This window comes from Streptomyces sp. NPDC006733 (assembly GCF_040636125.1).
Lineage (GTDB): Bacteria > Actinomycetota > Actinomycetes > Streptomycetales > Streptomycetaceae > Actinacidiphila.
In genome coordinates, this window is sequence record NZ_JBEYJD010000022.1 from 1 (window position 1) to 20,472 (window position 20,472).

The following is a 20,472-nucleotide window of genomic DNA, read 5'->3' on the forward strand; positions in this document are numbered from 1 at the left end:
GCATGGACTCCCTCCTCCGCCTTGCGATCGCACGCACCAGACCCCGCCGACCCCGCCCTCCGGGCGGACGACGCCGATGTGAAGACACTCCCTAGGCGCAGCTGAACTTCGCCGCGGCCCAGTCCCCGTGGTCACCGCTCTTGGAGCCGTTGGTGTCGGTGATCTTGAGGCGGACGTGCCGGGCCCCGCCGAGCGGGACGTCCACCGGCACGGTCGCGGAGGCGCCCGTCACCTTGGGCGAGGTCCACAGCACCGTGCCGTCGGCCTCGACCGAGAACGCCACCTCCCCGTAGCCGTTGATCTCGTCGTCGATCCCCGCGTCGGCGGTGAACCGGGTGCAGCGGCCGCCGGTGTAGAGCTCGATGTCGGAGTCGGCGTGCGCGCCGATCCCCTTGGGGTACACCGTTCCCGCCAGAGTGATCGGATGACCGTCCGCGGCGCCCGACTCCCCGTTGCTGCGGTCGCGTTCCGGCGGCCCGTAGCCGTTGCCCTCGCTCAGCCACACCATGTCGCTCGCCCAGGTGTCGGCCACCGGCGGGCGCGGCATCGTGGAGACCGCGAACGGCTGCGCCGTCACGCGGGGCTGCCCGGCCGCCCGGTAGGCGGCGGAGGCCCGCAGTACGGCCTCCCCCGGTGCCGCGTTCTGCGGCGGGGTGACGGTGACCTGGATCCGGCGGGTCGTCCCGGCGGGGATGCGGGCCACCGGCACGGGGGCCGTCACCGACCAGCCGGCCGGCGCCGCCAGCGTCACCTGGACGCCGGTGGCGTCACTGCCGCCGGCCGTCACGTCGACCGGCACGGTCGCCGGCACGCCCGCGCCGACCTCCTGCGCCGGCGGTGACGAGACGGTGGCGGCGCTGCCCGGCGCCTTCCCGCCGAGCGCGCTGGCGCCCAGCAGCCGCAGGCCGAACGCCTTCGCGGTGCTCAGCGACGCGGTCTTGACATGCACCACGCCGCCGCGGTCGGCGGCGTCGTACCACCAGCCGCGGGAGGCCGCGTCGAAGGCGGCCTTCGAGGTGTACCGCGGCAGCGCGGCCCCGTCCAGCAGCAGCCCGGACGGCGCGTCACCGGTGTGCACGGTGAACAGGTACGGGCGGGCGGTCTGCTTGCCCTGGAAGCTGCCGACGCTCGCGCCGACGTCGACGCTCACGTCGCCCGCGCCGGACGCCGGGGCCCGGACGGTGACCTTCTGCTGCGCGGACTTCCCGTCCCGGCTCTGCCGGGTGACGCCGTCGTCCTCGTACAGCGTGAAGGAGGACGTGCCCTGCGGGTAGACGTCCCAGGCGACCGGCGAGGACGCGGTGCGGTCCTGGTAGGACCTGATGCCGGGCCACATCGGCACGGCGGCACCGGCCTTGACGAACAGCGGCAGGGTGCCCAGCGGCGCGCTGTAGCCGTTGACCGTGGTCGGCCCCTGGTATAGGCGGCCGGTCCAGTAGTCGGTCCAGGTGCCCTTCGGCAGGTAGATGCCGTCGCGCACCGCGGTGTCCTGGTAGACCGGCGCGACGAGGAAGTCCTCGCCGGACAGGAACTCGTACTTGGCGGCGTCGGAGGCGGCCTTCGGGTCGTCCGGGTACTCCAGCGCGAGCGGCCTGACCTGGCCGACGCCGGTGCGGTTCGCCTCGGCCGCGTAGGAGTACGTGTACGGCAGCAGCGACTCCTTCAGCTTGAGGTACTGGCGGTTGATGGACGTGTACGGCTCCCCGTACTGGTAGGGCTGCTTGTCGCTGGCGGCCCAGCCGTCCATCGTCATCACGGCGGGCAGGAAGGACTTCCACTCCAGGTCGCGGGTGTACGTCTTGGGGCTGCCGCCGAAGATGCCGTCGATGTCGCCCGAGGTGTAGGCGAGACCGGACATCGTGGCGCCCGCGTACGTCGGGATCTGCCAGCGGATGTACTCCCAGCTGCCCGACTGGTCGCCGGACCACTGCACGCCGCAGCGCTGGGCGCCCGACCAGCTCTCGGGGGCCCAGGTGAAGCCGCGGGCGTCGCTGTTGGCCTCGATGCCCCGGTAGGCGTCCTTGCAGCCGTCGAGGGCGAACTTGTAGCCGCCGCCGACCCAGGCCACGTCGAGCTTGGCGATCCGCTGGCCGGCCTTGACCTGGTCGGCGAGCTTGTCGATGCCGTCCTCGGTCCACAGGCCCGTGGCCATCTTGCGGTCCCCCAGGCCGGCGGAGGTCTCCGGCAGGTTCTCGTAGCCGCAGCCGTAGCCGTCGTTGACGAGCATCCAGCCGTTGGGCATGTCGTTCTTGACGTAGTCGTCGGCGACCTTGAGGGCGTCCAGGGTGTGGCGCTCGCCCCGGTTGGCGTTGTGCAGGTAGCAGTCCGAGTCCCCGACCTCCAGCCCGTACACGGGCGGCAGGAAGGGGCGGCCGGTCAGCTGCGTGTACTGGCCGATGACGTCCTTGGCGGACGGTCCGGCGAAGTAGTACGCGTCGAACCGGTTCTCCTGCTCGGTCGTCGCCACCGGGTCGGTGAAGGCGTACGTGCCGGGCGCGTACGTGTTGCGGAAGGCGCCGTAGCCGGCCGTGGACAGGTAGAACGGCACGGAGTTGGGGTGGCCGCCGTCGTTCCAGTTGTCGTCCACGCCGACCTCGACGGTCTTGCCGCGGTGCGAGGTGTTGCCGCGGCCGTTCTGCATGCCGGCGCCGTAGAACTGCTCGGTGGCGCCGCGCTCCAGGGTCTGCGTGGTCCTGGCGCCGTTCCAGGTCAGGCCCTTGGACTCGGCCCAGACCTTGGTGCCGTCGGCGCGGTACAGCGCGAAGCGCAGCGGGGCCTTGTAGGCGCGCAGGGTGACCTCGGAGGTGCTCAGCTCGTAGCGGTCGCCCGCGTCCCGCCAGCGGGTGGCCGGAGCCGCGCCCTGCGGCAGCACGATGTCGCTGCCGGTGGGGTCGGTGAACCGGCCGTCGGGCGCGAGCTCCACCCGGAACGTCCGGCCGGACACGAACGTGACCCGGGCCTCGGCCTTGCCCGCCGTCAGGTGGTACACGGGTCCGGCGGCGGCGAATCCGGTCACGTTCCCGACGGTGACGTCGGCGGCAGCGACGGGTGCGGCGTGCGCCGCGCCGGCGGCCGGGGCCAGCAGGGCCGCGAGCAGGCCCAGCAGCACGAGCAGCGGTATCGCCTGGATTCTGCGGAGGTTCTGAGCATCCCTGTGCATGAACACCTCTCTGGCTGCAACTGCGCGCAGTTCGGAGCATGAAATGAGCAACTGTGAGCGTGTATAGCGCAGGTGCCGTGTTCATGACCAGAGGGCATGACGAGAACGGCCCCGGCGGGAATCCGCCGGGGCCGCTGGTTTGTCCGGGTGTGTGCCGCTACAGGGCGACGCCCAGGAGCGCGTCCACCGCGCGGGAGACGACGCCGGGCGCCCCCTCGTCCGTGCCGCCGGAAACGGCCTGCGAGACCGCCCAGCGGTCCACCGCGGCGAGCGCGGCCGGTGCGTCCAGGTCGTCGGCGAGCGCCGCGCGGATCTCCTCGACGAGCGCCTCGGCCGGCGGCCCGTCGGGGCGGGAGACCGCCGCGCGCCAGCGGGCGAGCCGCTCGACGGCGTCGGCGAGGACGGCGTCGGTCCACTCCCAGTCGGCACGGTAGTGGTGGGCGAGCAGCGACAGCCGGATCGCGGCCGGGTCGACCCCGTCCCGGCGCAGCTGCGAGACGAAGACCAGGTTGCCCTTGGACTTCGACATCTTCTCGCCGTGCAGGGCGACCATGCCGGCGTGCACGTACGCCTTGGCCATCGGGAACTCGCCGGTCAGCACCTGGGCGTGCGAGGCGCCCATCTCGTGGTGCGGGAAGGCGAGGTCGGAACCGCCGCCCTGGACGTCGAAGCCCATGCCCAGGTGGTCCAGCGCGATGGCCACGCACTCGATGTGCCAGCCGGGCCGGCCGCGGCCGAGGGAGGCGCCGTCCCAGCTCGGCTCGCCCTCGCGGGCGGCCATCCAGAGCATCGGGTCCAGCGGGTTCTTCTTGCCGGGGCGGTCCGGGTCGCCGCCGCGCTCCGCGGACAGGATCCGCATCGCGGCCGCGTCCAGGTTCGAGACCTGCCCGAAGTGCGGGTCGGCGTCGACGGAGAAGTAGGTGTCGCCGCCCAGTTCGTAGGCCGCGCCCAGTTCCAGGAGCCGTTCGACCAGCGGGACGATCCCGGGTATGGCCTCGACGGCACCGATGTAGTGGTCCGGAGGGAGCATCCGCAGCGCGGTCATGTCCTCGCGGAACAGGGCGGTCTCACGCTCGGCGAGCGCGGTCCAGTCGTCCCCGTTGGCGACGGCCCGCTCCAGCAGCGGATCGTCGACGTCGGTGACGTTCTGGACGTACTGCACCTGGCGCTTCGTGTCGAGCCACACGCGCTGCACGAGGTCGAACGCGTTGTAGGTGGCCGCGTGCCCCATGTGGGTGGCGTCGTAGGGGGTGATCCCGCAGACATAGATGCGGGCGACCGGACCGGGGTCCAGGGTTACCGGGCCACCGGTCGCGGTGTCGTGGAGGCGGAGGTCGCGGCCACTGCCGGGAAGGGCAGGGACGTCGGAAGCGGGCCAGGCATACATGTCATGAGCGTAACCGGACGTGGGTTCCGGAATCGAACCGGAGGCGGACCCGCGCGCGGATGGGCCGGATCGGCCGTCTTGACGGCGCGCCGGGCAGCCGGATCGCCGCCCCCGGCCGCCGCCCCCGGTTCACGGGCCGCACGGCAGGGCCGTACGGCGGGTCGGCGGGCGGGGAGCCGCCGGGGGACCTAGACGGGCGGCCACGGGATCGCGGGCCACTGGCCGCTCGGCAGCGGGTAGCGACCGGTGCGCAGCAGCTCCGCCACCCGGGTGGCGACCGCCTCGACCTCGGCGCCGGTCAGCAGCGCCGCCAACCGGCCGCCCAGCTCGCCCTCCAGCGCCGCGGTGAGGCCGCGGAGCACCGCGACGGCCTCGTCGGGCAGCGCTTCGTCGGCCCAGCCCCACAGCAGCGTGCGCAGCTTGTCGTCGGTGTGGAAGGAGACGCCGTGGTCGATGCCGTAGAGGCGGCCGTCCGGAGCGGGCAGCAGATGGCCGCCCTTGCGGTCGGCGTTGTTGATCACCGCGTCCAGCAGGGCGATCCGGCGCAGCCGGGGGTCGTCGGCGTGCACCAGGAGCGCGGTGCGGCCGCCGCCGACCTCGGCCCGCACGACCGGCTTCCAGCCCTCGCCCGGCTCGTCCTCCTCGACCAGGGCCAGCAGCTCCCGCTCCTGCTCGGACTCGTCGATCCACAGCTGGCACATGCCCTCGCCGTACGGGCCGTCCCGCAGCACCGTCGGCGGGACCAGGCCCCAGCCGGTGGCCTCCGAGACCAGGTACGCGGCCACCTCGCGCTCGGCGAGGGTGCCGTCCGGGAAGTCCCACAGCGGGCGCTCGCCCGCGACGGGCTTGTACACGCAGTGCGCGGTACGGCCGTCGAGGGCCACCTCGCAGTACAGGACGGCGTTGGAGGCGTCGCGCAGCTGCCCGCGCACGGTCAGCTCACCGCGGGTGAGCAGCTCCAGGGCCTCCCCGGCCGGCACCCCCGCGACATCCGCCGCGGCGGCGGGCACGTCCGCCGGGTCGGCGGGCCGGCCGGCGGCGTCGCCGCTCAGGCTCCCCGCCGGTACCCGTTCTGGCGCGGGCATACGTGTCCTTCCGGGTCCAGGGGCAGGCTGCACAGCGGGCACGGCGGGCGGCCCGCCGAGACCACGTCCAGGGCGCGCTTGGCGAAGGAGCGGGCCTGCGCGCCGGTCAGGTGGACGCGCAGCAGTGGCGGACCGTTCTCGTCGTCCTCCCGCAGCTCCTCGGCGGCCTCCAGCGTGGCGTCGTCGGCGTCGGGTTCGACCTCGACCAGCGCCTGGGCCTCAAGGACCATGCGCTCCTGGGTGCTGTCCCAGGCCAGCGCCATGGTGCCGACCCGGAACTCCTCCTCGACGGGGCTGTCGAGCGGCGCGGTGTCGGCCAGTTCGCCCGGGGCGACCGCGGGCACGACGGTGCTGCCCCCGGTCCGCCGGACGACCTCGTCCAGCAGCTCGTCGATCCGTTCGGCCAACGCCGCGACCTGCGTCTTCTCCAGGGCGACGCTGGTGGTGCGGCCTGCGCCGGTGGCCTGCAGGAAGAAGATGCGCTGGCCCGGCTCGCCGACCGTCCCGGCGACGAACCGGTCCGGCTGTTCGTAGAAGAAGACCTGACGGGGCACGTCCTGCTCCGTTTGCTCGACTGTGCGTCTGCTCGACTGTGGGACTGCTCAGCTGCGGCGGTGCTCAGTTATGGGTGTGCTCGGCTCTGGGTGGAAGCGGCTGTTCCGCGCCATCGGACACCGGTCCGGGGCACGGAACGCCGCCGGTCCACCACCCTACTGCGGAAGCCGATCACGGTGCGCCCGTGCCTCCGCCGACCACCGCGTCGCCCGACGTGTCCCCGGCGGCGTCCGCGCCCGCCTCCGACGCCCCGGTGGCCGCCGCGGACAGCGCGGGCGCCAGCCCCGTGAGGTCCCCGGTGTCGCCGAGCCGCAGCAGGAACGGCCGGTACGCGGTGTAGCGGATCGCGGTCACCGAGCAGGGGTCGACGGCGATCCGCTGGAAGAGGTCCAGGTGCATGCCCAGGGCGTCGGCGGCGATGGCCTTGATGATGTCGCCGTGCGAGCAGATGGCGTAGACCGCGTCCGGGCCGTGGCTCTCCTCGATCCGCGCGTTCCACTCCCGCACCGCGTCGACCGCGCGGGCCTGCATGGAGCGCAGCGACTCGCCGTCGGGGCCGGGGAAGACCGCGGCGGACGGATGGCGCTGCACGGTGGCCCACAGCGGCTCGTCGGCGAGCTCGGAGAGCTTGCGGCCGGTCCACTCCCCGTAGTGGCACTCCCCGATCCGGTCCTCGGTGTGGACGGGCAGCTCGGGGCGGGTGTCCAGCATCGACTGGACGGTCTCCCGGCAGCGCTGCAGCGGGCTGGTGACGACGGCGGCCAGCGGCACGGGGGACAGCCGGGCGGCGAGCTCGGTGGCCTGGGCGCGGCCGCTGTCGTCCAGGGCGACGCCCGGGCTCCAGCCGGCCAGCACTCCGTCGGCGTTGGCGGTGGACCGCCCGTGGCGGACAAGGATCACGGTGGGCATGTCGGCCAGCCTACGTCGGTGGTGTGACTTCGCCGGATCGCGGAAGAATAGCCAGGGTGATCGTGGACTGCGCCATCTACAAGGACGGGCACCGCACCGACGGGCCCGACGACCTTTCCGACGCCCTGGACCAGGCGCGGGCCTCGGGCGCCTTCCTCTGGATCGGGCTGCACGAGCCGACCGAGGAGGAGTTCGCGTTGGTGACGTCGGAGTTCGGTCTGCACCCGCTGGCCGTCGAGGACGCCCTGACCGCGCACCAGCGTCCCAAGCTGGAGGTCTACGACGACTCGCTCTTCATGGTCCTCAAGCCGCTGGAGTACGACGACGCGACGGCGACGGTCACCTCGGGCGAGCTGATGGTGTTCGTCGGCGACGCGTTCGTGGTGACGGTCCGGCACGGCGAGGGCAGCGCGCTGGCCGAGGTGCGGCACCGGCTGGAGAAGGACCCGGAGCTGCTGCGGAAGGGACCGGCCTCCGTGCTGTATGTGATCAGCGACACAGTGGTCGACCACTATGTCGAGATCGCCTCCGAACTCCAGGTGGACCTGGAGGAGTTGGAGTCGAGCGTGTTCAGCCCGAACGTCTCGGACTCGGGCAACACCGCGAGCACGATCTACACCTTCAAGCGCCAGGCGCTGGAGTTCCGCCGCGCCACGGGTCCGCTGATGGACCCGATGAACCGGCTGACCAGCAGCGGGGTGCCCTTCGTCGCGGAGTCGATCCGGCCCTTCTTCCGCGACGTCGCCGACCACCTGACCCGCTCGAACGAGCAGGGCGAGAGCCTGGACCGGCTGCTGTCGGACATCCTCGCCGCCCACCTGACGCAGGTCGGGGTGCGGCAGAACGACGACATGCGCAAGATCTCGGCCTGGGCGGCGATGGCGGCGGCGCCGACGATGGTCGCCGGCATCTACGGGATGAACTTCGAGCACATGCCGGAACTGCACCAGACCTGGGGTTATCCGGCGGTGATGACGCTCATGGCGGGCATCGTCACCTTCCTGTACGTGTTCTTCAAGCGGCGCGGGTGGCTGTAGCGGGGCGGGCCTGAGGGGCGCGTCGGAGCGGGACGGAGGGCCGGGGCGGAGCGGGCGGCGGGATGCGGCGGAGCGGGGTGGAGGGCCGCGGGGCGTAACCCCCGGGCCGCTGGGGCGTTGTGTTTGCTGACGGCCGTGGCGGGGAAGACCCCCGAGCCCCCACCACGGCCGCAGAATCCCCAGCGATTCCCGTCGAGCCTCCACACCCCGCACTGTCCTGCCTCCTGGGTAGGGTGCAACGGGGGCCGAGGGGCCGACGAGGCCGTGAATCGCGAAGCAGGTGGACATGTTCAGCAAGGCGACGAGGAGCCGCCCGACCACGCGCCGGCCGGGTCCGGCGGGGTCGGACTGGTCTCCGTACGAGCGCCTCGAGGACGCGTCGGACGCCTACTTCCTGCACGCGGACGTCGCGTTGGACGCGATCAGGGGCGTGCTCGGCCGCCGAAAGGTCCTCGGTTTCACCCTGGAGCGGGTGGTCGATCTGACGGAGGCCGGCACCTCGGTGTGGCAGGAGGCGGCGGTCTGCGACGGCCGCCGGCTGATCCTGTGGCACAGCGAGGAGTTGGCCGACGAGAGCGCGCCCGGCGGCACGGTCCTGGACTCGTCGGTGCAGGTGCTGCCGCTGAACTCCATCGGCCACGTCGGGATGCGGACGCTGGTCGGCAGGAACGAGAAGGGGGCGCGGGTCGACCGCGGGGTCTACCTGGTCCTCGCGACCTCGATGCCGCACGAGTTGAGCGCCGTGCAGGGTGATCCGGACTCGCCGGTCGCCGCCGCCCGGTTCCGTCCGGAGGCGTTCCGGTTCAGCAAGTCGCTCGACGACGGGGGGCCGGGGCAGATAGCCAGGCTCGTCTCGTTCGGCCGGCTGCTGGGGCGGCTGGTGCCGAGCTAGGCCCGGCCGTCGCGTGCCCGGCGCCTTGCGTTGCTCTCGCATCCTTTGCGGCTTCGGCGTTGTTCGCGCACGAAGCCGGCTCCGGCCCGCCCGGCGGGTGCGGGGGGCCGGGGCTGGTTCTCCTGCGGCTTCTCCTACGGCGTGCGAGCGCCGTTACGCGAGGCCCGCGCGCTCCATGGCCTCGACGCCCGCCCGCAGCGCGGCGACGCGCTCGTCGAGCGTCCAGCCGGCCGGGGTGACGGTCAGGGTGGTGACGCCGGCGGCCGCGTACTCCTGCATCCGGTCCGCGATCCGCTCGACCGGGCCCAGCAGGCTGGTGCGGTCGATCAGCTCGCGCGGGATGGCGGCCGCGGCGCCGTCCTTGTCGCCCGCCAGGTACTTGTCCTGGATCTCGGCGGCCTCCTTCTCGTACCCCATGCGCTGGGCGAGCCGGTTGTAGAAGTTCTGCTTCCTGCTGCCCATGCCGCCGACGTACAGGGCGGTGTAGGGGCGGAAGATGTCGGCGAGCGCGTCCACGTCGTCGCCCAGCGCGAGCGGCAGGGTCGGACAGACGTCGAAGCCGTCGAGGGTCTTGCCGACCTTGGCGCGGCCCGCGCGCAGCGGGGCCAGCGAGGTCTCCTCCATGTTCTCGGCGGCGCAGAAGAGCGTCAGCGCGCCGTCGGCGATCTCGCCGGTCTGCTCCAGGTTCTTGGGGCCGATCGCGGCGATGTACAGCGGGATGTGCTCGCGCACCGGGTGCACGGTGAGCTTGAGCGCCTTGCCGGGCCCGTCGGGCAGCGGCAGCGTCCAGTGCTCGCCCTCGTGGGAGAGCCGCTCGCGGGCCATCGCCTTGCGGACGATCTCGACGTACTCCCGGGTGCGGGACAGCGGCTTGTCGAAGCGCGTGCCGTACCAGCCCTCGGAGACCTGCGGTCCCGAGACGCCCAGGCCCAGCCGGAAGCGGCCGCCGGAGAGCGAGTCCAGGGTGGCGGCGGTCATCGCGGTCATCGCGGGGGTGCGGGCCGGGATCTGGAAGATCGCCGAGCCGATGTCGATGCGCTCGGTCTGCGCGGCCACCCACGAGAGCACGGTCGCGGCGTCGGAACCGTACGCCTCCGCGGCCCAGCAGACCGCGTAGCCGAGCCGGTCCGCCTCCTGGGCGACGGCCAGGTTGTCGGCGTCCATCCCGCCGCCCCAGTAGCCGAGGTTGATTCCGAGCCGCATACCGTTCCCCTTACTGCTGCCTTACTGATGAGTAACGTCCCTGTCCCTCCGGACTTTAGCGCCAAGGCGTGCTCCGCGCGCCTGTCGGGTCCGTCACGGCTGCCCAATCAGCCACTTCACCAGTAATCTCAGCGCTCATGGAACAGAGGCACCTCGGACGCACCGGGCTGCGCGTCTCGCGACTCGGCCTGGGCACGCTCACATGGGGGCGGTACACCGGGGAACGTGACGCGGCCGACCAGCTGAAGACGTTCTGGGAGGCGGGCGGCACGCTCGTGGACACCGCCGACGTCTACGCGGACGGCGGCGCGGAGTACGTGCTCGGACGACTCCTGGAGGACTTCGTCCCGCGCACGGACCTGGTGATCGCCACCAAGGCGGGCAGCGTGCCCGATCCCGACCGGCGCTTCGACTGCTCCCGCGGCCACCTCCTCGCGGCCCTGGACGCCTCCCTGCAGCGCCTCGGCACCGACTACGTCGACCTGTGGCAGGTGCACGCCTTCGACCCGGCCACCCCGCTCGACGAGACGCTGCAGGCCCTCGACATCGCCGTCACCTCCGGCCGGGCCCGGTACGTCGGGGTGTCCAACTACTGCGGCTGGCAGCTGGCCAAGGCCGCGACCTGGCAGCGCGCGGTACCCGGCCGCACCCCGCTGGCCAGCACGCAGATGGAGTACTCGCTGCTCCAGCGCGGCATCGAGCGCGAGGTGCTGCCCGCCGCCATCGACCTGGGCATCGGGCTGCTGCCGTCCTCGCCGCTCGGCCGGGGCGTGCTCACCGGCAAGTACCGCACCGGGACGCCCGTCGAGTCGCGCGGCGGCTCGGAGGAGATGGCGGCCTTCGTCGACCCGTACCTCGACGACACCGCCCGGCTCATCGTCGACGCCGTCAGCACGGCGGCCGACGGGCTCGCGGTGCGGCCGATAGACGTCGCGCTGGCCTGGGTCAGGGACCGGCCGGGAGTGACCGCGCCGATCGTCGGCGCGCGCAACGCGCAGCAGCTGGCGCAGGCATTGTCAGTGGAGGCGCTTAGTCTTCCGGGTGAGATCCGCCAGGCGCTGGACGACGTGTCGGCGCCACTGCACCGCTACCCGGATCACGACTGGAGCACGCTCTAGGGCGGCCCGGCCGGGATCCGCCGCACCACGCCGCACCACGGAGGCCCACGTGACCGAGGACCGCACCGACCAGGACGTCGCGACGCCGGAAGCCGACGGGCAACCGCCCACGGCCCCCGCCCGCCTCGCCGAGACGGAGCGGGCCCAGGAGCGGGTCATAGACGATGCCGCCGCTCCACTCGTCCCGGCCCCGGCCGCCCCGGCCAGCCGTGCGGGCGCCCGGGCCAAGCCCCCTGTCGATCTCGCGAACCTCGCCGCCGCCATGCGCTCCATCGAGCGCGGCGACAACCCCGCGGCGCCCGCGCCCAAGGGCGACGCCGCGGCGGCCCGCCGCAAGCGCCGCGAGGCGATGGCCGCCGAGGCGGCGAAGCTCCAGGCCGCCGAGGCGGCAGCCGCGGCGGGCGGGCAGCCGGCGGAGGCCGCGGGGGCCGCTGAGGTCCCGACGGACGCGGCGGACGTGACGGCGGAGCCGGAGGGGTCCGAGCCCGCGGTCGAGGGCGTCACGGACGCGGGCGTCGCGGACGCGGTGGAGGAGCCGGAGGACGGTCCGGCGGACCTCGACGACGCAGCCGTGTCCGAGCCGGAACCCGAACCCGAACCTGTCACGGCCCCGGTCGCGGATCCCGATCCGGTTCCCGCGTCGGCTCCGGCTCCGGCCGCAGCGGTGGTCGCGGAGCCCGCTGCCGACGCTGAACGGCCCGTCCGGGAACGGGAGCGCCCGGCCCGGGAGCCGGTCCGGCTCGCGCGGGTGCCGGTCGCGTACGACCCGGCCGCCGTCGAGGCGGCGCGGAGCGTGCTGGCCGAGGGCGGCGCGCCGGCGGAGCTGGCCGAGCCCGCGGTGGCGGCGCTCGGCGAGCGGGCGGCGCAGGCGCTGCGCGAGGACCCGTGGCAGGTGCTGGCGCTGCCCGGCGTCCGCGTCGAGCACGCGGACGGCTTCGCGCGGGCGCTGCTCGGCGGCGAGTGCGGGCCCGACGACGAGCGCCGCGTGCAGGCCCTGGTCGTGTGGCTGCTGGAGCGGGCGGCGGAGCAGGGGCACACCGCCCTCGAATCGTCCGTGCTGCGCGCCGCGCTGGAGAAGCAGTCGGTCTCCGGCGCCGAGGAAGGCCTCAGCGCCGCCATCGCCGAGGGCCGCGTGCTGGTGTTCCAGGACACCGAGGACGTCCCCGGCAAGCCCGCCGCGGCGGACGAGGGGGACGAGGGGCCGCCGGTCCGGCTGCTGCTCGGCCTCGACCGGTACGCGCTCGCCGAGGAGAGCCTCGCGGACGGCCTGGACCGGCTGCTCAAGACCTTCGAAGGGGACGGCCTGGACTGGGAGTCGGCCGCGGCCGCCACGTCGTCGCCGTCCGCCGCCGCGCTGGTCCGCGCCGCCGCCGTCAGCGGGCTGGTGACGCACACCGGCGGCGAGGCGGCCCGCGCCGAGCCGACGGCGCTGGTCGCCGCGGCCCGGGAGCTGGGGCTGCGCGCGTACGCCGCCGCGTACACCGCGGAGGGCCGGCGGCGGCTCGCCGCCCACCTCGGCGACGACACCGCCGTCACCGTCGCCGGGCTGCTGTCCGGCCAGGAGGGACCGGGCCGGGAGGCCGACGGGAGCCTGGCGCTCGACGTGTTGGCCGTGCTGGACGCACCGCAGCTCGACGTGGAGCTCGCCGCGACCCTCGTCGAGGCCGTGCCCGACGGCGCGCGGCTGGTCCTCAGCGGCGACCCGGGGGTGCTCTGGTCGACCGGGCCCGGCCGGGCCTTCGCGGACCTGCTGGCGGCGAAGACGTGCCCGCAGGTGGCGTCCCGCACCCCGGACTTCGGGCCCATCGGCGAGCTGGTGTCGGGGATCGGCATCGGGGAGCTGGCGGCGGTGGAGGCGCCCGACAAGGAGGTCGTGATCGTCCCGGTCCGCGACCCCCGCGAGGCCGTGCACCGCACGGTGCAGCTCGTCGCCGACTCGGTGCCGCGCGTCATCGGGGTGGCCGCGGCCGAGACCCAGGTCATCACGCCCGGCCACGGCGGCGCCGTCGGCACCCAGGTGCTCAACGCGGCGCTGAAGGAACGGCTCAATCCCGGCCCCGGCCGGTTCGGCGGCTTCGACCCGGGCGACCGGGTGGTGTACGCCCCGGAGCCGGGCCTCACGCTGCCCGGCACGGTGCTGTCGGCCGATCCCGAGGGGCTGCACCTGGACTGCGCGGGCATTCCGGTCCTGGTGCCGCGCGACGAGGTGGCGGCGCTGCGGCACGGGTGGGCGATGACGGCACAGCAGGCCGCGGGGCTGCGCTGGCCCGCCGTGGTCGTCGTGCTGCCGGGCGACGCGGTGCAGGCGCTGACCCGCGCGTGGGTCTACACGGCCTTCGGCCGCGGCGAGCGCCATCTGTCGGTGGTGCAGGGCGCCGACCAGGCCCTGGCGCAGGCGGTGGCCGGCATTCCGGCGAAGGACCGTACGACGCGGCTGCGTTCGGTGCTGCGCGAGCAGGCGACGGCCGAGTGAGTCGGTCCGGGGCGGAGCGGTGACCCCGCCCCGCCCCGGACCCCGGCCGCCTAGTTGTCCGGGTCGAGCGCGCTCAGCTCGTCGTCGAAGACCGAACTGACGTCGAACCGGCAGATGATCAGCTGGGGGTCGGCCTGCTCGAACGGGGCGGCCAGCCAGTCCCCCGGATCGGTGGGCTCGGCGGCGGAGACCCACAGGGTCGAGTCGCCCTCCTCCAGCCCGAACTCCTTGTGCCGCTGGGCGATCTCGTCCGGCTCGTACTCGCCGAAGAGGATGCCGACGGCCGCGTTCACCCCGGTGTCCGGTCCGGAGTCGGCGTCGGCGACCCGCCGGGCCTGCAGCAGCAGCCGCTGCGGCTCGACGATGCTGTAGTCGCGGCGGATGAGCACGCTGATGGCGGCGGGTTCGTCGGACCCGGCGTACTCGGGCAGCGTGTCACCCGACGGGACCTCGAAGGGGGTGACCTCGTCGTAGGCGTCGTAAAGCAGCTCGTCGTAGGCCTCGGCGGCTGCGGCGAGGTCGTCGAAGGCGGTGTAGACGGCGGGGTCGTCCTCCCCCGTCCGGTTCTCGATCGCCTCGAGGTGGCGGTCCAGCGCGGCTTTGACCGCCTCGGCGGCGGCACGTACCTCGGCAACGGTGGGCTGCACGTCATCAGACATGGTGCAGACGCTATCCGCACCAGGGCGTTGCCCGCACAATAGATGCGATGCCGGAATACGAATTCACAGAGATGTACGTCCCCCGGGGTGTCTCCCGGAAGGACGCGACGCGACTGCTGACCGACCACGCGGAGTACGGCCACTGGGAGTTGGACCGGCTCCGCCTCTACCCCGACGGGAGCCGCCGGGTGCGGCTGCGCCGCCGGATCATCCGCCAGGTCAGGGCGACCTGGTGAGCTGACATCCCCCGACCGCATGAAATGGGACCCCGCGACTGCGGGGTCCCATCGAACCGTGCGCGCGAGCCGGCCGTCCTGCGACGATCTGGCGGCTCTCCCGCTCTCCGTCAGCGACGGGCGGCTCGGTTGCGGCGGTAGAGCATCCCGCCACCGAGCAGCAGCGCCGCACTGGTCGGCAACGCCATCCCGAGCGACCCCGCACCGGTGGCGGCCAGCTGGGCCTCCGGAGCGCCCTGGTGGCCGGCCGGAGCCGCGTGGTGCAGGGCGGGCGTGACGTGGTGCGCCGAGGGCGCGGAGGGGTGGACGTGCCCGGCGGGCTGGACGTGCCCGGTGCCGGTGCCCGGCGTTCCGGGGTGACCGGGGGTGTTCGGCTGGCCTGGCTGACCGGGCTGGCCGGGGGTGCTCGGGTTACCGGGCTGACCCGGCTGACCCGGAGTGCCGGGGTTCCCGGGCTGACCCGGAGTCCCGGGGTTACCGGGCTGACCCGGCGTACCAGGGTTACCCGGCTGACCCGGCGTACCAGGGTTACCCGGCTGACCCGGCGTACCAGGGTTACCCGGCTGACCCGGCGTACCAGGGTTGCCAGGCTGACCCGGGTGGCCCGGCGTACCGGGGTTCCCGGGCTGACCGGGGTGCCCCTCATGACCGCCCGGCTGTCCCCCCGGATGACCACCCGGGTTCCCTCCCGGATGTCCGCCCGGCTGTCCCGGAGTTCCCGGCTGCTGGCCGCCGGGGTGGTCCTCGCAGTCGTCGGCGTCCGAGTGGGCGGGCGGCGCGTACTCCACGTTCCCGCAGCCGTTGCCCATCGCGGGGTTGAGCGCACCGATCACGCTCACGCTGTTGCCGCAGGCGTTGACCGGGACGTCGATCGGAACCTGCGCCGAGTTGCCCGAGAGCACGCCGGGCGAGTGCGAGGCGCCGCCGTGCGCGACCGCGCCGGTGGAACCGTAGGGGCCGTACGTACCGTAAGGGCCGTATGCGTCGTAAGAGTCGTTTGAACCGTACGAGTCCTGGGGAGAGTGCGGACTGTAGGGACCGCTGGGGGCCGACCCGCCGCGCCCCCCATGGACCGAGGTGTTCGCGCAGCTGTTGCCCATGGCCGGGTTCAGCAGCCCGATGACGCTCGCCGTGTTGCCGCACAGGTTGACGGGTACGTGCACCGGCACCTGGACGTTGTTGCCGGAGCCGACGCCCGGCGAGTCGGACGTGGTGCCGGCGGCACCCGAGTCCGCGAACGCGAAGCCGCTGCCGGCGGCGAGTACGCCACCCGTCGCGACCACGGTGATCAGGCCCTTCTTGGCGACCTGTCGCATAGCCTTCCCTGCCTTCGCTCTCAGTGAGTCCGCGGGGTCGCGGCCCCGGGAAGGGAACGGATGGCTGTGAAACCCCTGTCCGAATCCCCCGGAAAATGCCGGGGGCCCCGGAGTGCGCACCGCGCACTCCGGGGCCGACCCGGACCAGGCCCTTACCGGGCCGGAGATGACGTCACTGGTTGACGCAGGCGTTGCCGAAGGCCGGGTTCAGCAGGCCGATCACGCTGACCGTGTTGCCACAGGCGTTGATCGGGATGTGGACCGGAACCTGGATGAGGTTGCCCGAGAGCACGCCCGGGGAGCCCACCGCGGCACCGTGCGCACCGGCGTCGGCAGCGGCGAGGCCCGCACCGGCGAGCACGAGACCACCCGAAACGGCGACAGTGGCGACAATCTTCTTGATCATGGTTTCCTCCTAGTTCGAAACGCGATCCCCAGCCGCGGACCGCACAAGTCGTAACGACCCCGAAGGAACCGAGCTACGAAACTGCGGGAGCTTTCACCCGTCTCAGTTCGATTGCGACAGATGGTCGAATCGTCAGCAGTTTTCGATGAAACGGTCCAGCACTCGAACGCCGAACTTGAGCCCGTCCACCGGAACCCGCTCGTCCACGCCGTGGAACATGCCCGCGAAGTCCAGCTCCGGCGGGAGCTTGAGCGGCGCGAACCCGAAGCAGCGGATGCCCAGGTCGTCGAAGGACTTCGCGTCCGTCCCGCCGGACAGGCAGTACGGCACCGCCCGCGCGATCGGGTCCTCGGCCTTCAGCGCGGCCTGCATGGCGTCGACCAGCGCGCCGTCGAAGTCCGTCTCCAGCGCCTTGTCCGAGTGGACGGACTCGCGCTTGACCCGCGGGCCGAGGATCCGGTCCAGGTCGGTGAGGAACTCCTCCTCGTAACCGGGCAGGAAGCGCCCGTCGACGTGGGCGGTGGCCTGGCCGGGGATCACGTTGACCTTGTAGCCCGCGCCGAGCATCGTCGGGGCGGCGGTGTTGCGCAGCGTGGTGCCGATCATCTTGGCGATGCCGCCGAGCTTCGCGAGCGTCGCGTCCATGTCCTCGGGGTCGAGCTCGGTGCCCAGCGCGTCCGACAGCTCGTCGAGGAAGCCGCGGACCGACTTCGTCATCCGCACCGGGAACTTGTGCCGGCCCAGCCGTCCGACGGCCTCGCACAGCTCGGTGATCGCGTTGTCGTTGTTGGTCATGGAGCCGTGCCCGGCCGTACCGTCGACGGTGAGCCGCATCCAGTGCATGCCCTTCTGCGCCGTCTCCACGAGGTACAGCCGCAGGTTCTCGTTGACGGTGAAGGAGAAGCCGCCGACCTCGCCGATCGCCTCGCTCACCCCTTCGAAGAGGTCCGGGTGCTTGTTGACGAGGTGCCGCGCTCCGTAGACGCCGCCCGCCTCCTCGTCGGCCAGGAACGCCAGCACGATGTCGCGCGGGGGCTTGCGGCCGCTGCGCAGCCGGTCGCGCACCACCGCCAGCGTCATGGCGTCCATGTCCTTCATGTCGACGGCCCCGCGCCCCCACACGCAGCCGTCGGCGATCTCGCCGGAGAACGGGTGGTGCGTCCAGTCGTCGGCGTTGGCCGGCACCACGTCGGTGTGCCCGTGGATCAGCAGCGCGGGCCGCGAGGGGTCCTCCCCCGCGATCCGGGCGACGGTGGACGCCCGCCCCTTGTGCGACTCGAAGATCTGCGGTTCGAGACCGACCTCGGCCAGCTTCTCGGCGACGTACTCGGCCGCGGCGCGCTCGCCGGGCCCGGAGTGGTCGCCGTAGTTGCTGGTGTCGATCCGGATCAGATCCCGGCACAGGTCGACGACCTCGTCCTCGCCGGTGATCTTCCTGTCGCCCTTCGCGCCCGAATTCGACTCGCTCACGCTGTCTCCTCGTCCCTCACGCACTCCCGCGCCCGCAGCCGGCGGCCCGCGGCGGATTCCACTCCCCATACTCCCCCGCCCACCCCCGCCACCCAAGAGCCACCCGCCCCGCGTCATGATCCCTTCACACCTGCACGCGTGATCGAGCCCCTGGGATCTTTGCTATGGTTTACCTCGTCGCCGCAGCCGAGAGGCCTGCGGTACACCCGGTCCGGGTGGCGGAATGGCAGACGCGCTAGCTTGAGGTGCTAGTGCCCTTTATCGGGCGTGGGGGTTCAAGTCCCCCCTCGGACACTCACGGATTACCGAAAGACCCTGGCGACAGGGTCTTTTTTCATGTCCTGACTTCCCGGGGCAAAGGTGTCTCTTCCGGCGCTAGGGTTCAGCCAGCGCACTGGGGATGCGCCCCAACCGCGTTGACAGCGCTACCGGCTGCCCGGGTTCGCTCGTGCGGCCTTGCACCGAGGGGGGCCTCATGCAAGAGATGACCAAGGGTGCCAATGTCGGCCTGGCGACGTTGAGCGAGGACACCGGCTCCGTGATCGTGAGTCTGGGCTGGAGCAGCGCGTCCGGGGACGGGGACGCGGATGTCTCCGTGCTCCTGCTGGACGCCGACGGCAAGGCCCGCAGCGATGCGGACTTCTTCTTCTACAACCACCCGGCGGCGCCCGACGGCAGCGTGCAACTGCTGGGCAAGACGCCCACCGCGAACGGCAACGAGGACCGGATCAGCCTCGATCTGACGGCGATGCCCGCGGACGTCCAGCAGGTGGTGGTCGCGGCCAGCCGGTACGGCGACGACCGGTTCGGCACGCTCGAGGACCTGCAACTGACGCTGGCCGACGGGTCGGGTGAGGGCCTGCTCGCCTTCCGCATCACCGATGCGAGCGTCGAGAGCGCGTTCATCTTCGGCGAGCTGTACCGGCGGGGCGAGGAGTGGAAGTTCCGGGCCGTCGGGCAGGGGTACGAGACCGGGCTCGCCGGGCTGGCGACGGACTACGGGATCGACGTCGACGACGCCGACGAGGCGGAGGAGGCAGAGGAGGAGCACGAGGCGGGCGGGACGAGCGAGGCCGAGGAGAACGTACCCGCCGCCGCGCCGGTGCTGGAAGTACCGGCGGTCACCCTCGAACAGGCACCGGCTCCCGAGGCCCCGGCCGCCCCCGCCGCCGGCGGCGTCGAAGCCGCGGCGCCGAAGCGCCCGCGCACTGCCAAGAAGAAGGTGACGCTGCCGAAGGCGACCAGGAAGTCGCTCGCCGAGAACGACTCCTGGCGGCCCTCCCGGCTCTTCCCCGCCTCCTCCCTCAAGAGCGACCACGAGCGGGAGACGCGCGCCACCTCCATCCTGCTGTCGGTGATGGCCCAGGTCCCGGAGTTCGGGCGACGGCTCACCGCCGCGTTCGGGGCTCCCGCCGGCCGTATGGAGACCTTCACGGAGGTGTCGCTGCCGCACGGCGAGACGCCGAAGCGCCCCGACGGCGTCATCCGGGTGGAGCGTGCCGGGCGGCTGTGGACCGCGCTGGTCGAGACGAAGACCAACGGCAATCCGCTCAAGGCCGAGCAGGTCCAGGACTACATGGACATCGCCGCCCGCCGGGGCTACGAGGCCGTGATCACCGTCTCCAACGACGTGGCCCTGGAGGGCAGCCCGCTGGTGGACGTGAAGATCGACGGGCGCCGCAAGCACAAGGTCGCCCTGTGGCACCTGTCCTGGGCCGAGGTCACCCAGCAGGCCCAGATGCTCATCCGCCACGAGGGCGTCGGCAGCGCCGCGCACGCCGCCCTCCTGGAGGAGTTCCTGCACTACCTGCAGCACGAGAACTCCGGCTGCCACGGCTTCCAGAACATGGGCCCCGCGTGGGTGCCGGTACGCAACGGCATCGACGAGGAGATCCTCTGCCAGGGCGACGAGCGCGCGGTCCAGGTCGTCGAGAGCTGGGAGCGGCTGATCCGGCAGGTCTGCCTGCGGCTCGGCGGTGAGCTCGGCCAGAAGGTGCTGCCGGTCCAGCGGGCGAAGCGCGGCTCCGATCCGCGGTCGCGGCGGGCGGACCTCGCCGACCGGCTCTGCGAGGACGGCCGGCTGCACGCCGAGATCCGCATCGACGGCAGCGTCGGCATCCTGGCGATCACCGCGGACCTGCGCACCGGCAAGCTGCGGATCTCCCTGGAGATCCCGCGCCCGGAGCAGGGCTCCCCGCTCACCTGGACCAAGCGCCTGGTCCGCCAGCTCGCCGAGGCCCCGGCCGACCTGCACATCGAGACGCTGGTCGAGGGCCGGGGCAGCGGCCCGCGCGGCACGCTGGAGAGACTGCGCCCCGAGCCGGGCGAACTCCTGCCCAAGGACGGCGGCCGGATCACCGGCTTCCGGCTCTCCCTCTTCAAGGGGATGGGCAGCTCCCGGGGCAGCGCCGAGACGGGCTTCATCCGCAGCGTCGACGCCGCGGTGGACCGGTTCCACTCCACCGTCGTCACCCAGTTGGAGCGCCCGGCGGGGCGCCGCCCGCAGCAGGACCGGGCGACCGCGCCCGTCTGACCGGGGACCGCAGGACCGTCCCGCGGCATCAGG

At 72.9% G+C, this 20,472-nt stretch carries 16 protein-coding genes and 1 tRNA gene; 7 read left to right on the forward strand and 10 right to left on the reverse strand.

Translation table 11 applies throughout. From position 1 onward, the window contains the following. Positions 1 to 91 precede the first annotated feature (91 nt). The 5 genes from ABZ721_RS20355 to ABZ721_RS20375 all read right to left on the reverse strand — a co-directional run bounded on the left by ABZ721_RS20355 (position 92) and on the right by ABZ721_RS20375 (position 7,096). Complete coding sequence (locus ABZ721_RS20355; protein WP_358790032.1) at positions 92 to 3,160, reverse strand: NPCBM/NEW2 domain-containing protein; 3,069 nt, start codon at positions 3,158 to 3,160, stop codon at positions 92 to 94. Positions 3,161 to 3,317: 157 nt separating this feature from the next. Continuing rightward, positions 3,318 to 4,547 carry a cysteine--1-D-myo-inosityl 2-amino-2-deoxy-alpha-D-glucopyranoside ligase gene (gene mshC, locus ABZ721_RS20360; RefSeq protein ID WP_358790033.1) on the reverse strand — a complete coding sequence of 410 codons (1,230 nt, stop codon included), beginning with the start codon at positions 4,545 to 4,547 and terminating at the stop codon, positions 3,318 to 3,320. A gap of 188 nt (positions 4,548 to 4,735) precedes the next feature. Next, complete coding sequence (locus ABZ721_RS20365) at positions 4,736 to 5,632, reverse strand: SCO1664 family protein (RefSeq protein ID WP_358790034.1); 897 nt, start codon at positions 5,630 to 5,632, stop codon at positions 4,736 to 4,738. Next, positions 5,596 to 6,186 carry a DUF3090 domain-containing protein gene (locus tag ABZ721_RS20370; RefSeq protein ID WP_138354778.1) on the reverse strand — a complete coding sequence of 197 codons (591 nt, stop codon included), beginning with the start codon at positions 6,184 to 6,186 and terminating at the stop codon, positions 5,596 to 5,598. Before ABZ721_RS20370 ends, ABZ721_RS20365 begins: the two co-directional genes overlap by 37 nt. Before the next feature lie 172 nt (positions 6,187 to 6,358). After that, a complete protein-coding gene (locus tag ABZ721_RS20375) occupies positions 6,359 to 7,096 on the reverse strand; it encodes a histidine phosphatase family protein (RefSeq protein WP_358790035.1) in 738 nt (245 codons plus the stop codon). Between the two features lie 47 nt (positions 7,097 to 7,143). On the opposite strand from ABZ721_RS20375, the gene corA reads away from it, so the two are divergent. Next, on the forward strand, positions 7,144 to 8,133 hold the full coding sequence (gene corA, locus ABZ721_RS20380; protein ID WP_358790143.1) for a magnesium/cobalt transporter CorA: 990 nt from the start codon (positions 7,144 to 7,146) through the stop codon (positions 8,131 to 8,133). Between the two features lie 286 nt (positions 8,134 to 8,419). Then, on the forward strand, positions 8,420 to 9,025 hold the full coding sequence (locus tag ABZ721_RS20385; protein ID WP_358790036.1) for a hypothetical protein: 606 nt from the start codon (positions 8,420 to 8,422) through the stop codon (positions 9,023 to 9,025). 153 nt (positions 9,026 to 9,178) lie between these two features. Here the strand turns inward: ABZ721_RS20385 and ABZ721_RS20390 are convergent, their stop codons facing one another. Continuing rightward, positions 9,179 to 10,228 (reverse strand): LLM class F420-dependent oxidoreductase, encoded by a 1,050-nt coding sequence (locus ABZ721_RS20390; protein WP_358790037.1) that lies wholly within the window; start codon positions 10,226 to 10,228, stop codon positions 9,179 to 9,181. Positions 10,229 to 10,365: 137 nt separating this feature from the next. Between ABZ721_RS20390 and ABZ721_RS20395 the strand changes: the two genes are divergently transcribed. Together ABZ721_RS20395 and ABZ721_RS20400 are read left to right on the forward strand one after the other, a co-directional pair. Further along, positions 10,366 to 11,346, forward strand: a complete 981-nt coding sequence (locus ABZ721_RS20395) for an aldo/keto reductase (protein WP_358790038.1) — start codon at positions 10,366 to 10,368, stop codon at positions 11,344 to 11,346. A 349-nt stretch (positions 11,347 to 11,695) separates the two neighbouring features. Next, the gene (locus ABZ721_RS20400) at positions 11,696 to 13,819 is read left to right on the forward strand and encodes an ATP-dependent RecD-like DNA helicase (RefSeq protein ID WP_358790144.1); all 2,124 of its coding nucleotides are present in this window, start codon (positions 11,696 to 11,698) and stop codon (positions 13,817 to 13,819) included. Positions 13,820 to 13,869: 50 nt separating this feature from the next. On the opposite strand, the gene ABZ721_RS20405 is transcribed toward ABZ721_RS20400, so the two are convergent. Next, positions 13,870 to 14,478: a hypothetical protein gene (locus ABZ721_RS20405; protein ID WP_358790039.1), complete on the reverse strand. Its 609-nt coding sequence runs from the start codon at positions 14,476 to 14,478 to the stop codon at positions 13,870 to 13,872. Between the two features lie 47 nt (positions 14,479 to 14,525). Between ABZ721_RS20405 and ABZ721_RS20410 the strand changes: the two genes are divergently transcribed. After that, positions 14,526 to 14,714, forward strand: coding sequence for a DUF5703 family protein (locus ABZ721_RS20410; RefSeq protein ID WP_138353264.1), 189 nt, complete (start codon positions 14,526 to 14,528; stop codon positions 14,712 to 14,714). Positions 14,715 to 14,824: 110 nt separating this feature from the next. Here ABZ721_RS20410 and ABZ721_RS20415 read toward each other — a convergent pair whose 3' ends face one another. The 3 genes from ABZ721_RS20415 to ABZ721_RS20425 form a co-directional block, all read right to left on the reverse strand. After that, on the reverse strand, positions 14,825 to 16,030 hold the full coding sequence (locus tag ABZ721_RS20415) for a chaplin family protein (RefSeq protein WP_358790040.1): 1,206 nt from the start codon (positions 16,028 to 16,030) through the stop codon (positions 14,825 to 14,827). Positions 16,031 to 16,202: 172 nt separating this feature from the next. Further along, positions 16,203 to 16,436: a chaplin gene (locus tag ABZ721_RS20420; protein ID WP_358790041.1), complete on the reverse strand. Its 234-nt coding sequence runs from the start codon at positions 16,434 to 16,436 to the stop codon at positions 16,203 to 16,205. 132 nt (positions 16,437 to 16,568) lie between these two features. After that, positions 16,569 to 17,906: a M20/M25/M40 family metallo-hydrolase gene (locus ABZ721_RS20425; protein WP_358790042.1), complete on the reverse strand. Its 1,338-nt coding sequence runs from the start codon at positions 17,904 to 17,906 to the stop codon at positions 16,569 to 16,571. A gap of 209 nt (positions 17,907 to 18,115) precedes the next feature. Here ABZ721_RS20425 and ABZ721_RS20430 point away from each other — a divergent pair. After that, a tRNA-Leu gene (locus ABZ721_RS20430) sits at positions 18,116 to 18,200 on the forward strand. Positions 18,201 to 18,381: 181 nt separating this feature from the next. Then, entirely contained in the window at positions 18,382 to 20,439 is a 2,058-nt protein-coding gene (locus tag ABZ721_RS20435; RefSeq protein ID WP_358790043.1) for a TerD family protein, read from the forward strand. The last annotated feature ends 33 nt before the right edge of the window (positions 20,440 to 20,472 follow it).